This is a genomic window from Vibrio sp. 10N.261.51.C6 (assembly GCF_041471785.1).
Classification (GTDB): Bacteria; Pseudomonadota; Gammaproteobacteria; order Enterobacterales; family Vibrionaceae; genus Vibrio; species Vibrio crassostreae_C.
The window spans coordinates 1-14,288 of record NZ_JBFRPB010000052.1 but is presented as its reverse complement, the minus strand read 5'-3'; the positions used below and the strand labels follow the sequence as shown (position 1 = coordinate 14,288).

9 protein-coding genes are annotated in these 14,288 nt (G+C 44.5%); 4 read left to right on the top strand and 5 right to left on the bottom strand.

Going from position 1 to position 14,288, the window contains the following annotated elements; translation table 11 throughout:
* Positions 1 to 194 precede the first annotated feature (194 nt).
* Positions 195 to 485 (top strand): putative quinol monooxygenase, encoded by a 291-nt coding sequence (locus AB4375_RS14115; protein WP_017062602.1) that lies wholly within the window; start codon positions 195 to 197, stop codon positions 483 to 485.
* Between the two features lie 231 nt (positions 486 to 716).
* Here AB4375_RS14115 and manA read toward each other — a convergent pair whose 3' ends face one another.
* The 4 genes from manA to mngA form a co-directional block, all read right to left on the bottom strand.
* Positions 717 to 1,904, bottom strand: coding sequence for a mannose-6-phosphate isomerase, class I (manA, locus tag AB4375_RS14110; protein ID WP_017070588.1), 1,188 nt, complete (start codon positions 1,902 to 1,904; stop codon positions 717 to 719).
* Between the two features lie 2 nt (positions 1,905 to 1,906).
* Positions 1,907 to 3,073 (bottom strand): glycerate kinase, encoded by a 1,167-nt coding sequence (locus tag AB4375_RS14105; RefSeq protein ID WP_372051834.1) that lies wholly within the window; start codon positions 3,071 to 3,073, stop codon positions 1,907 to 1,909.
* Positions 3,074 to 3,118: 45 nt separating this feature from the next.
* Positions 3,119 to 5,758: a mannosylglycerate hydrolase gene (gene mngB, locus AB4375_RS14100; RefSeq protein WP_372051833.1), complete on the bottom strand. Its 2,640-nt coding sequence runs from the start codon at positions 5,756 to 5,758 to the stop codon at positions 3,119 to 3,121.
* Positions 5,759 to 5,995: 237 nt separating this feature from the next.
* Positions 5,996 to 7,930 (bottom strand): PTS 2-O-a-mannosyl-D-glycerate transporter subunit IIABC, encoded by a 1,935-nt coding sequence (gene mngA / locus AB4375_RS14095; protein ID WP_017064499.1) that lies wholly within the window; start codon positions 7,928 to 7,930, stop codon positions 5,996 to 5,998.
* A gap of 317 nt (positions 7,931 to 8,247) precedes the next feature.
* Here mngA and AB4375_RS14090 point away from each other — a divergent pair, with 317 nt between their 5' ends.
* From AB4375_RS14090 to AB4375_RS14080, 3 genes are all read left to right on the top strand, one after another.
* Positions 8,248 to 8,964: a GntR family transcriptional regulator gene (locus AB4375_RS14090; protein WP_009845448.1), complete on the top strand. Its 717-nt coding sequence runs from the start codon at positions 8,248 to 8,250 to the stop codon at positions 8,962 to 8,964.
* Between the two features lie 232 nt (positions 8,965 to 9,196).
* A complete protein-coding gene (locus AB4375_RS14085) occupies positions 9,197 to 10,093 on the top strand; it encodes a hypothetical protein (RefSeq protein WP_372051831.1) in 897 nt (298 codons plus the stop codon).
* 191 nt (positions 10,094 to 10,284) lie between these two features.
* Positions 10,285 to 11,037 (top strand): DUF481 domain-containing protein, encoded by a 753-nt coding sequence (locus tag AB4375_RS14080; protein WP_017069133.1) that lies wholly within the window; start codon positions 10,285 to 10,287, stop codon positions 11,035 to 11,037.
* A gap of 85 nt (positions 11,038 to 11,122) precedes the next feature.
* On the opposite strand, the gene AB4375_RS14075 is transcribed toward AB4375_RS14080, so the two are convergent.
* The gene (locus AB4375_RS14075) at positions 11,123 to 14,200 is read right to left on the bottom strand and encodes an efflux RND transporter permease subunit (protein ID WP_372051830.1); all 3,078 of its coding nucleotides are present in this window, start codon (positions 14,198 to 14,200) and stop codon (positions 11,123 to 11,125) included.
* Between the last annotated feature and the right edge of the window lie 88 nt (positions 14,201 to 14,288).

The following is a 14,288-nucleotide window of genomic DNA, read 5'->3' as shown; positions in this document are numbered from 1 at the left end:
ACTTTACGGGGTCACTTCAATTGCTATGAGGGCTTTTTTTAATAAGCATAACCTACTCGGCTCTGGCCCTATGCTCTCGAGTTTGAATTGTGGATGGTAAGAACCATAGTTATTGGATTTCAGAACTCTTTCTTCATTCTGAATTTATACTTATATTACTTAAACTTACCGAGTTTAAAGCGAAGGAATTGAAAATGAGCAAACTGACTATTATTGCAACGATCGTCTCTAAAGAAGACAAAACTGAGCTTGTAAAAGCTGAGATGATTAAATTGATCGATAAAACCCGTGTTGAAGACGGCTGTATTAACTACGATCTGCACCAAGATAACAGTAACCCTGCTCACTTCGTTTTTCATGAGAACTGGGAGTCTGAAGTTCATCTAGAGAAACACTTAGCGAGCCAACACATCGCTGACTACATGGCTGCGACTGAAGGTTGTATTGAAACCTTTGTGCTTAATAAAATGACGCACATTGCCTAACCAGTCACTCAGTACCAATTCAATAAAAAGCCCTGCTCTGATCGCAGGGTTTGTCTTTTCTACAAGCTTATATCTGCTCATTCTAATAATGAAAAAACCCGCCAGAGTAGCGGGTATGGTCAATAATCATGACTGTCAAAGACAGATAGGTAACAACCATCAATCCAATATTGAGTACCACTTTACAGTGGCACTCTGACATTTCTTTTGCTGATCGCTAGCACGGGGGCACTAGTTAAAAGCACGAGCCAAAATGCCATTCCCTTGATATTGGTAAACACTTGAATTACTACTTACAAAGACCGATTCTCCGGGCTTAAGAGAAACTGACCGCCCTTCTGAAGTGACGGTCGCCTCTCCTTCCACACAGAACAAGATCTCCGCGCTACGTAGATACTGTGACTTGCTCTCATCAGTCGCAGACAAGATATCAAAGCCAAAGTCATCCACTGGAATCGGATAACTCATCTTGCCCTCTTTCAATACAGGCTTAAGGCGGATATCTTCTGGCTTAATCGGCTCAAAGATTGTGTTGTCGATAAGCTCAGGGACATCGATATATTTGGGAGTGAGACCGGCACGCAGCACATTGTCTGAGTTTGCCATAATCTCTAAACCCGTACCTTGAACATAAGCATGTGGGGTTTCTGCGAACAGGAACATCGCTTCACCGGGCGCCAGCTCAACCGTGTTAAGCATTAATGGCGCAAATAAGCCAATATCACCTGGATAATGCTGTTTGAATTCGATGCTGTATTGAAGAGCTTCACGCCCCATGACCGTTTTGGCTGGTCGCGCATGTGCAGCATAAAGCTCATTAAGCGCAGACGCTTTGCGGTCACCTTCAAGAGACATAATGGCGCTAAAGAACGACTTCAAAGAATCACTGTCGGCATTGGCTTTTAGTACATTAAGCTCAATCGCTAACGAAGGAATATCCGCTTCTTCGAACAAGGCAATAATGTCGTCGATTGGACGAAAGCCATTCATCGCTTTGTAGAAGGTCAACGCATAAACCAACTCAGGTTTATGGTTTGGATCTTTGTAGTTGCGATTAGACGCATTCAAAGGGATACCAAGTGCATTCTCACGCTCAAAACCTAATTCTGATTTTCGCTTGTTCGGGTGAACCTGAATCGATAACGGTGTTTCAGCGGCCAACACCTTAAACAAGAAAGGCAATTCACCGAAACGAGCCGCCGTGTATCCGCCTAAGACATCGATTTTGTTTTCATCAATCATGTGAGAAAGCGATTCACCGGTATCGCCTACCTTTGAACAACCATTTGGATGAGCACCCATCCAAATTTCTGCTTGAGGTTCCTGGTTTGGGTTCACAATACCAAACAATTGGTTAATGGAGTCTTTGCTTCCCCATGCGTAGTTTTGAATAACGTTGTCGAGTTTAAATAGAGACATAATTACTTCTCATTAAAAATCTGGCTACCAAGCTTGAGCGTGGCGGCGATATTACGGGCAGTGCGAGTCAGGTTTTGATTCGCTTCTGATAAAACTTGGTCTAAAGACTGAGGTGAACGTACGGTTCCAAATAAGCTAGACATTGAGCCGTAAAGTTTTTCAACGTCTTGCCCCAAAGAGCCCGCAATTCCAATGGTTGGAATACTCAACTTTTGAGCTCGCTGAGCGATGCCGAAAGGTGTTTTACCTTGCAGGGTTTGGTTGTCCATCTGCCCCTCTCCGGTCACGACCAGTGAAGCACCTTCAAGAACCTTATCTGCATCCAAGGCATCTAATACCATCTCAATACCCGCTTTAATTTGGATATTGAATGCAAGACTTAACCCCAGAGGTGTACCACCAGCAGCACCAAATCCAGCTGTGTCGCGATGATTAGTACCCGTATGTGCTTGAGCGATATCGGCAAAGTGCCCGATCGCAGTATCAAGTTGTTCAACTTGAGCTTTTGATGCGCCTTTTTGCGGACCAAACACAGTACTGGCTCCGCTTTCGCCACATAATGGATTATTCACATCACACGCGACCACGAACGTCACTTCTTTGCATCTAGGGTGCAGTCCTTCAAGATCGATACTTGCTAACTGGCTTAACTCGGCGCCGCCACCAGATAGCTCGTTGCCTTGTTTGTCGAACAACTTGCCTCCCAACGCTTGTAAGATGCCAGCACCAGCATCATTGGTGGCACTACCGCCCAGACCAATGATGATTTGTTCTACGCCTTTATCTAGCGCATCTTTGATCAGCAACCCTGTGCCGTAAGATGATGCTGTAAGAGGTGATCTTTCTTCTACGGTTAATCGATCTAAACCCGATGCTTGAGCAAACTCCACCAAGGCAGTGTTTACGCTTATGCCATCAACCTGTTGTACAAGTGAAGCCCAATAAGCCGTACATTCGCGACCGATTGGATCCGTCGTTTGCAGCCTTTGTTTCTTACCATCGAGCGCCTCTAGCAACACGTCTACCGTGCCTTCTCCGCCATCGGCGAGTGGCATTTTCACAAACTCTGCGTGAGGAAAAACGTCAGCAAATCCACGCTCAATACAAGACGCAACTTGATGAGCGTCGAGTGATTCTTTAAATGAATCGGGGGCAATTACAATTTTCATTGTCGTTCACCATTCCCGCCCACCAAGGTGAGCGGGTGATTGAAATTAGAATTTGATTTGGAATGTTTTCGCTTGGCAAGATGCTAGTTCACCAAAGGTTTCTGCTGCTACATCACCTTCGCGTACTCGCTCATCCATGCTTGTTTCTTTCCAGCTTGAAACGTTTTGAGTGAAGGAGATTGAATCTGACACAGAGCCTGTTTCTGCCGGGTTGTAGACACGCATGATCAACGCATCTTCATCTTCCGCTTTCTTCAGCACACTCAACACAGCGCCTGATTGTTGCTTAGACAGAAGGCTAAAACTCATAGGTAGGTTTTGCTCGCCCACATTCAGCTTCATCGCGTTATAAGGGATCTTGTTGTAGCATTCGATTTGAGTGACATTGTCACGTGCTTGCGCCATGATGTTCGCGTCAATATGGTTACCAGAGAAACCACACAGCGTGAATTCACACACTAACTTACCGCGTACTTGTGAATCTGGTGTCGGGATCTTGATTCCTGATGGACGGCCCGGACGAAGCAATAGCTCTTCTTTACCCAACACGCCAATACCACGGAATAGTGTCAATGCGAAGGTATCTCGGTTTTCGTCACCTTGAGATGCAATCACTTCAAATTCACGCAGGCCATTCGACATGATCGCCATACCCGCTTTGCCATTTTCTAATGCAGCGAAGTTCATCAGTTGGTAAACCGGAACTGGCGCTTCTTTCCACTTCTCTTCTTCCCAAACCGCCATTGCTGGGTCATTGGTTGGTCGAGTAATACAACCGAACTGGTTATCTGCAACCACAGTTTCAGAAACAAATGGCGTTGGCACTAGCACACGTACACGGTGGTCGTCGGCTTGATTGTCTAGTTCCATGCGTACTTCAATGCGGCGAGAACCTTGCTTCAATACCACTTGGCATTGCGCTTCAATGAACCCATTTTGACCCGTACGTTCTTCACGCTCTGCAAGGTTTGCAGGCACGTTCATTCGGAAAGCGATGTTCGCTACCGATTGGAAACCTTGGTGATCAATCGATGTTTCGATTGGGAATTCATCAGAGTACAACAGCCACTCTTGACGAGATGGAGAGTAATCGTACTCATCGCCGTCATCAGAACCATCTTCTAAACGAAGTGCTTGGTCGAATACTTGCTCTGTCTCTTTATCGAAAATAGTCAGAGTACCGTTGTCGTTTACATTAATTCGGTAGTATTCGTTCTCTAGCAAGTAGTCTTTCTGCTCTGCGACTTTAACTGCGCCCTTCTCATTACCTTGGATGTGTAACGTGGTGAAACCCATCGCTGGTACAGTGCGTTTGATTTGAATATCAAACTCCATGAAAGGGTCGTAGTTGCCGTAGTGAACGATTTGACGGTCTACTTTACCTGGGTCGATTTGGCGCTTGTCTTGGATGAAGTATTCAACTGGGTTTTCGTTTTCATCAAAGATAGAAAATTCTTGAGCACGGATAGTGATGGTTGTGTTCACCACTTCTTCACGCTCATACGGAGAAAGGTTAAACATCGCCAGTTTGTCGCAACCTTCGCGATCTGGCATGTGGTCAACGATTTTACGTTTGTAGAAGTGGATTAGGTTTGTCGCCATGTCGTCCGCAAGGATGTAACGGTTTAGGATTTCAGCGTGTACCTTGTCTGAACAACAGCAACCAATAGAGTCATGAGCGTGGTTCTTCATGCTCTCTTTCCACATTTTCTCAATCAAACCGTGGTGGTATTCAAAACCTAATGTCCAAGCGATAGACGCTAGCGGTTCTAAGATGTTTACAATCTTGTTTTCGATTTCTGCGTGGATCAGTTTGATGTCCATACGCGTAGAAGAGATCGTACGGTGAACACGCATGTATTTACCGTCGTTGAACTCGCCTTTGATTGTGTCGAGTTGGTCGCGCGCCGCTTCTACTTTCTCGAACACTTCTTCGTAACGGCTCATTGAGAATTCACGATCTGGGTAGATTTCGCGAAGCTTGTCCATTACTTCAAAGATGTCTTTTTGAATCGGCATTTGGTCGTGGCCGTTCGGTAGCAAGATATCTTTAGTCACCGATGGCTTTTCTAGCACTGGGAAGTACTTATCTAAACGAGCACGCAAGCCTTCTTCGTCTTGTGGAAGGTATTTACCAATCGCGTAACCCAGCGGAAGCACTTGTGCCGTTACTTCACTGCCGTCATTAGACTGCCATAAGAATTCTGTTTTGTTGGTGCCATGACGCTCTGAACAACCACGCCAGAACATTGCACGCGTGATGTCGAAGCCGTTGTAGATCATTGGCAGCTGTGAGCTCATGCTGAATGAATCTGGTAGGTAACCAATCTTCATTGCATCGCCAAACTTCATACAGTCACGAATACCATACATCATGTTGCGTACAATTGACTCACCAGAAACTTGCATTGTGTCGGTTTGAGAATACCAAGGGCCAATAATTAACTTGCCCGCTTCAACCAATGCTTTTACGCGATCTGTGTTTTCTGGTTTGATTGCGAAGTAGTCTTCTAAAACGGCGGTTTGACCATCTAGAACGTAGTATTTGTATTCTGGATCGCTCTCCAGACGGTTCATGATTTCTTCCATGTTGTTCACAAGAAGAATACGAGACTCTTCTGTTGTGAAATACCATTCACGATCCCAGTGCATGTGAGGAGTAATATGTACGCGTGATGTAGTCATAATCATTTACCTAAATGTGTCGCTTCGAGTAAAACTAAAGTTCGAACCCAAATACGACTAAATTAAATTTTTTCAAGGGGTTAAAATTGGCTGCCACTAAATTTAGGGTGCAGAAAACCACGCCCAGAATCTGTGTGAATAAAACCGTTAGGAGCACAGGCATTTAGGACAGCCAAGTTGTTCGTTATTTTTTATACGGTGTTTTAATTGCGAGCTAGAAGCTAGCTCAAAATTCAGTTAGTTCTGTGTTGCAGTACTTGCTTCAAACTTACCCTTTTTTACAGCGTGACCACGCCACATCAGAAGAGTAACAGTTGAAATCACTGTGCCGACAATCGCAGCACCGAACCAGATTGCCGCAGCAGAGAATGCGCCCAAACCTGAATCGTGTAACAAGAAGATAGAGAAGATACCTGCACCCGGAGTCGATAGACCAATACCTGCCGCGCCAACCATCGCACCTGTAACCACTGATCCTAGTAAGAATGAGCCGATTACACGGATTGGATCTTCAATCGCCATTGGGATTGCACCTTCGGTAATACCCGCAAGGCCAAGTAGCCATGTCGATTTACCGGTTTCAATCTCAAAGTCTTTGAATAGGCGTGGAGCAATCATGGTTGAAGCCGTTACAGTGAACGCCGATACCATTTTTACTGAACCAAAGATTGCGTAAGGGCCATAAACACCGTTCGCCATTGCACCTAAACAGAATGCGTAAGCGGCTTTGTTTACCGGACCACCTAAGTCGAATGATACAAACAGACCAAGAATCGCACCCAATAACAGCGCATTGGTGCCTGACATACCGTTCAACCAATCCGTTAAACCTTGGTTTAAGAACGCAACAGGTTTACCGATAACAAACAGCATCAAGCTACCCGCTACCAAAGTACCAATCACAGGGTAAAGGTAGAAAGTAAGGAAACCGTTAAACGCAGGACCCAAGCGAACATGCTCTTTTACCCAACGCATTACGTAACCAGCAATCAAACCACCAACAACACCGCCTAGGAAACCTGAACCAATGATGTTTGCAGCAATACCCGCAGCAAAACCAGGACCAAGTGCCGGTTTGTCGGCTAATGAGTAAGCAGTGTAAGCTGCCAGTACTGGCACCATTAATGTACCTAATAGGCCGCCACCTAATTTACGATACATCCACAGCCAAGAATCTTTTGTTGCGTAAAGCTCTTGCAGGTCAAAAATTTGCGCAATAAGAACAGCAACCGCAAGAACAGTACCACCAGCAACGATAAGAGGAACTGCGTAAGAAATACCAGAAAGCAGCGCTTGTTTAAGCTCAGTTTTCAGTGGCAGTTTTTTCGGTTTGTCATCAGTAGCCACTGTACGCTCTGCACCGTTACCTTTTTTCGACTCTTCAATCGCTTCATTTAGAATGCGTTCACCGTGTTTAATCGGTTCTGCAACTGGCGTTTCAACACGAGGGATTCCGTTAAAACGATCCACTTCTTTAATCGCGACTTCAGCAGCAAAAACACACGCCACAGCATTGTTTAATTGCTCAGCCGTCAAACGATCTTCAATGCCATTTGCGCCCTGCTTTTCAACATGAACCTTGTAGCCAAGCTTTTTGCCCGCTTTTTCAAGGTATTCTGCAGCCATATAGGTGTGAGCAATGCCTGCAGGGCAAGCAGTAACGCATACAATTGTCGGTGCATTTGTATCTAAGTTGTCTTGTTTTTCTTCTTGTTGATTGTCGCCATCAAGAAGCGCGAAGATTTCATCAGCGGTTGTTGCTTTTAATACTGCTTCACGAACATCGTCATCAACCAATGTGGTTGTCAGTTCGGTCAGCAGGTGCATGTGGGTAGAACCCGCTTCTGCATTTGGAATGGCAATTAGGAAGATAAGATTCACATCTTCGTCTTCATCTAGGCCTTTCCATTTCATGTCTTCTTTCAATGTTGCAACAGCGAAACCAGCTTCTTTAACCGCGTCAGTCTTGCCGTGCGGTACTGCTAGGCCTTCGCCAAGCGCTGTCGGGCCTTGCTCTTCACGAGCAAATACTGCATCAAGATACTCTTGTTTGTTGTGCAGTTTGCCTTGCTGATTCAGTTGGTCAGCAAGTGCGTAAATCGCTTCTTCTCGACTGCTAAACGTAGTTTGCAGATTTACGAGCGACTTATTCGTTAGAGTAGTAAGTTTCATAACCTTTGTCCCATAGTCACGGATTAGTACGACAGTCGTCCCTGTCGACGAGAAGAATAATACAACTTCAAGACATTTAATCCGTGATCACGATCTCATCAATACACATTTGTATTTAATTTGTATTTAAACTGTATTGGTAAATCCTTTAAGAAAGCTTGTTATGTATTGTTTAATTTGTATTATATGTACTACAAAACGCCAATACGATGCTCACACTAACCTTTAAAGCAAAGCTTATATAGAGCAAATTTACGTATTTAAGGTACAGGTTGTTAATCAAAGTCTAGTTGTCCTAGCGCACAAATGAGGCAAAAATGGCAAGACTCCCTATGTATCGCCAAATCGCCGATGCAATAAGAGAAAAGATCAGTTCTGGAGAATATAAAGTTGGAGAAGCACTCCCAACGGAAGCGCAATTGCGTGAAGTATTCTCGGTAAGCCGCGTAACGGTTAGGCAAGCACTGAAACTACTGATCGAAAACGATGAGCTTGAAAGCGTTCAAGGCAGCGGCACTTACGTAAAAGAGAACAAGATCAATTACGACATCTACAAACAGTCGAGCTTTCAAGAAAAGTGGGCGCATTTGGATGTGGTTACACACAGTGAAGTTCTGGCCTTCGAAATGAAGCCGTGTTCTTTGGCGATGTCTGAACATTTAGATATCAAAGAAGGCGAATTGGTTTTCTACGTAAAACGTGTTCGTTTCATAGACAACAATCCAATCACGGTTGAAGAAACTTGGTTACCTGTTGCTCTATTCCCAGATCTCACCTATCAAGTGATGCAGACATCAAAATACGACTTTATTGAGAACACCAAAGGCATGGTGATTGATCGAAGTGAGCAGGAATTGGTACCGATTCTTCCGCCTGAAGACGTTGCTAAACAGTTAGGTATTGACCCAGCTCAGCCTATCATTGAAAAACGTACTCGCGGTTACCTCGCCAATAACACTGTATTTGAATACAGCCGCAACTACTTCACGTCTAACGATTACCGATTCACTTTGGTCGCAAGACGCCAGAGATAATGCTCATCAGCGAGTTTCGATAATAGCAAAATGACCAACACAGAGAGCGCCTTGTTCTCTGTGTTTCTATGCTGTTAACTCAATCATAAAACCAACTTTCCTACCCAAATATTCCTAAACCAATATCAAGTAACCTCACGAAAGATCATTCACATTCATTTAAATACTGTTCGCGCGCTTTGACCATAAACTAAGCGCCAAATTACAAGAACAACAGTCGACAGGAATGTAGATGAATACCAAACAACTTGAGGACGCTGTAAGTGAAGTGAGCTTATTCAATCAGCACCTCCACTTAATCCAATCCGTGCATACCATTCCGACCCCAAAAATGAATTGGGAGTCGATTGCGATGGAACCTGCACCGACAATGCCAACGGTTCGATTCGATCATAAAGTCAAAGCAATGGAAGCACTCGATGAGTACAAGCCTAACTGGCTAGATATACTGTTGGGTAACAAATCTAAGTTTCACACCCTCACAAACAATGTCGAGCTAGCAGCAGAGAAAGACATCGAACACTACAAAGCGGAATTTGTAGATTGGGTACAGAACTACAGTTACTGGGCAAAAGGCAATCAATTGTCGCAAGGCGTTTTGAATAACGATAGCCAAGCAAAGCTATCTGCCCTTTCTGAAGCTCAGCAGAACCCGATGAACGCGACAGTGGTCGACACTAAGCTGATAAACCACAACTTCAATACCTATAAAAATGGTCACCTGTTAGAAATCAACATTCAGGTTAATAAGCACAACGTGATCCCTAAAGAAAAAAAGGTATTGTGCCAAGGCGAAGTAAAGCTTGAAACGATGTCTCTTTCTGAAAGCAATACCTTATATCGTGAGTACGTGTGCAGCTGTATTCTTAAATGTGCGCAAGATGCTTTCAATGTCTTACCCGAGACGAGCGTCTTGGTCAACGTTGAACAGATTTCAGCAGATCAATCGAGCGAAACCATCGTTTCATGCCATGTAGAACAAGGACTACTCGAGTTCTTATTAATCGAAGACGATAAACCCTCTGAGACACTTGAATTCTTTGTCCACATTGAAGATTTTAATCCTCATCGAGGTAATGGGTTCTCAGCGATAAAAACGATCTTTTCGCCTTTGCCTATTGCGTCGTAACTCACTCGCATTTTCGATTCAATCATTGACGACTCTTCACGACTAACCTTGCGTTCATCGTGTTCAATCACCTTATATACCAAACCATTATGTCGACACACGCTATCTCACAAACAACGCGCCCATTAACCAACACAGTTTCATACACACGATCCTTAATAAAGCTACCTTTAGTTCTAATCGCTATCTCTATGCCCGTATTTGCCGAAGAAGTTGAAGAAGTAGAACTCGAGGGCGACGTCGTATTAAGCGAAGGTTCTGACTTACAAGAAGAAGCTCAAGAATCCCCTTTTACAACCCTGACCAAACTCGGGTTTATCTACTCACAAAACACCAGCTCATCTTTGTCGATCAACTCTGGAATCTCTGTTGGATACAAAAAAGAGAACTGGGGCCAACGAGTTCAGTTTGATACCTACTATACCGATGCTGAAAACGATGAAGACGGCACCAATCGCTATACCACCAACTATGGCATCAGCTATGACTTGAACGAAGTCACCTATTTGGTCGCAACAACACGTTTTGAACACGACCACTTTGGTACTTATCGTAAGCAATTTATAACGGCTACAGGATTGGGTCGCCACTTTTATGATACTGAAAGAATCAAACTTCAAGGCTCTGCTGGTCCGGGTTACCGAATCAGTCAACGGCAATCCTCCGATGAAGAGTTCCCGAACAAAGAGAACTATGAACTAATCGTGAATGCCAGTGTTGATGGCTCTCTGACGATCACAGAAACGTTTTCTATGTGGGCAACGGCTAACATGGCTTACGGTGAAGAGAACACCAATTACAACCTCAAAGGCTATCTAAAGAACATATTGATGGGCAATTTAGCTCTGACTTTTGATACCGAATACATCTACAACACCACTGTCGCATCAGACCAAAGTAACGCCGAAATCTACAGCTCAATGAACCTCAACTACGACTTTTAAAGATCCCTTCGATTCCTACCCCGTATACAAATAAGGCCCTCGTATGAGGGCCTTGAAGTATCTAGCTTAAATTTGAACGATCTCGCTATACTGATTTCGCTCTCAGTCGAGCCAGCACATCCATTTGCTTTAAGTTCGCCATACCGACATACGCGACAGGTACTAAAAACAATGAGAAGAACGTACCAGCAGATAAACCACCGACCAACACCAAACCAATATTGATACGGCCTAATGAGCCCGGACCATCTGCCAGTGCCAATGGCAATGAACCGAGGATCATCGTCAGTGAGGTCATCAAGATTGGACGTAACCTTGAACGTGCACTGCTGATCGCCGCTTCTTTCGCACTCGCGCCAGATTTGCGTTTCTCGTTAGCAAACTCCACCAGCAAAATACCGTGTTTGGTCACGAGACCAACCAGTGTCAGCAATCCTATCTTCGAGTAAATATTGAGGCTTTGACCAAATACCGAAAGCGTCAAAATCGCGCCCACAATACACAATGGAACCGTTAGCAAGATGATCATTGGGTCAACAAAGCATTCAAACTGCGCCGCCAAGATCAAGAAGATGAAAATCAACGCCAATACGAACAGCACTTGTGCGCCCGCGGTTGAATCAACCAGGTCTTTAACTACGCCATTGAACTCGTAGCTCTGAGCAGGTTTCAACAGACTTGGTACCGTGTCATCAATGTATGCCTTCACGTCGCTCGCCGTATATCCGGGCATCAAGTCCGCGGTGATTTCAGCACTGTCTTTACCCATGAACGTCTTGAAATTAGATTCCGATGTCACTTGCTTGATTGATACAAACTGAGATAAAGGAAGCCTTTGACCCGACTGTGAATCCACGTACAGCTTATCGAGCACCTTGAAATCGCCAAGATCACTAAGATTTACTTGAACTTGAATTGGGTACGTATAGCCATCATCCGCTTGTAGATCTGCCGCTTTCACTGATCCTAAGAAAGTAGATAGCGCATTGGTGACATTACTGTAATCCACACCAGACAATACGATAGCATTGCGGTCAATCGACAAGTCATAAAGCAATTGGTCACGCAACATCGAATTTTTAATGTTGGTCACGCCCTCATAACTCTCAAGCGCCTCCACCACCTCATTCGCCGTTTCCGACAATACGGTGGTATCACGGTTAACCGTCGTTAACTCTAGGATCATATTAGTGGCAATGTTCAAGTTATCAGCCGAGCGAACCTTGAAAGACATGCCATAAGCAGAGACCGAACTTTGCGCTTTAGCGATAAACTCGTTCACCAACTCATCAGCTGACTGGTCACGCTCGCCCCATGATTTCAATAAAACGTGATTGGTCGGAGTCCCTTCGATGTAAGATAAATTCGCTTCTACTGAATTATCACCTTTGAACACACTGTTGAGTTGCTCGTTGTTGTCTAGGTGATACTGACGTCCGACTCCTGTAGGAGGCGTTGAAGTGACCTCAACAAAACCAGTATCTTCCGTTGGAAGCAACACTTGAGGCATTGTCCAAACCGCCAAAGCAGATAGAGTAATCAATGCCAAGGCAATACCACTCATCAGTGTTTTACGCTCAAACCATTTGCTAAGTTCCTTGGTGTACAACTCAGACAGAACATTCAGCTTCGCATCAACTTTTTTGTACCACCTTGCCGGCTTTGTAACTGGCTTCATTAAGTAAGCACACATCATGGGCGAGAGCGTTAAAGCCACAAACCCAGAGATGATCACTGCTGCTGCTAACGTGAAAGCAAATTGTCTAAATAGATCGGCGGTTAAGCCCGACATCAAACCAATAGGGAGATACACGACCGCTAAAGTCAGCGTCATCGCTATCACAGGAAAGACGATCTCTCGGCACCCTTTGATTGCCGCATTAAAAGGGGTTTCTCCCTCTTCGATATGACGGTAGCAGTTTTCAGCCACTACGATCGCATCATCAACTACCAGACCAATCGCGAGAATGATCGCCAGAATCGTCAACACATTGATGCTAAAACCAAGCAAATGCATCACAGCAAACACACCAATCACACACACCGGAATGGTGATGATCGGAATCGAAGCCACGCGAACAGAACCTAGGAACAGAACAACGACGGCAGAAACAAGAACAATGGCTTCAACCAAAGTTATGAAACCTTCATCAATCGCGGTTTTAATGAAATCCGCTTGGTTGTAAACCATTTTCATCTCAATGCCTTCTGGCAACTGAGGTTGAATCACATCAATTTGTTTTTTAACTTTATCAGCAACTGTTACCGGATTTTCACTTTTCAGTGGCAGCACTTGTATCGACATAGCGAGATTATCATCGACACGCAGAATACTCGGCGTTAGGCTCTCCTCTCCCATTTTAACTTCAGCGATATCACCAATTCGAATGATTTTCCCATTGTCGACACGAACGACTAGATCACGCACATCATCAACACTAGTGACTTGGTTGACAGGGTTAATTGAGAAATCACGAACTTCGCCTTTGATAGTACCTGCAGTAAACGTCGCGTTGTAAGAACTCAGTGTCCCCACCACATCAGACGCACTCATATTCAGAGACATCATACGATCGGGTTGCAACCAAACTCTCACCGCTTTATCACTACCACCATATGGGCCCCAGATACCTCCAACACCTTGAATGTGTTTGAATTGAGGCACAACTTGTTGGCTAATGTAGTCAAACATATCTTGCTTAGACATCTTGCCAGTATTCACGAAAGTGATGATGTTACTCGGCATGCTGGTGTCAGATGAGTCGTCTGTTACTGTAGGCTTATCCGTCATACTAGGAGGGAAATCACCAATGGCCTCGACACTACTGCGCAAATTGTTCATCAGGCTCGTGTATTCGACGTCATCAATGTCGTCTTCGAAGATGATTTTAAGATTACACGTCCCTTCTTGGCAGTCGGTCGTCATGGTTTTTACACTATCAAGACCGGTAGCTGCGGTAATCAGCTTGTCTGCCACATTACGCGACATGAACTCCGCACTCGCGCCGTTGATCGCAGCGGTTACCGTTGCTGAGGGTGTTTTATGTTCAGGGAAATACTGAATTGATAGTTTTTGAAATGACAACAAGCCGAGTAAAACAATCGTGATACTCAGAACAGAGGCAAAAACGGGGTGCTTAATACAGATCTCAGGAAGCTTCATTCACACTCTCCTTCGTTACAGCTTCCTTGCTTAATGTTTCCTTGCTTTGGGTTTCATTCGATGAATGCTCAACAGTAACGTTTTTTTC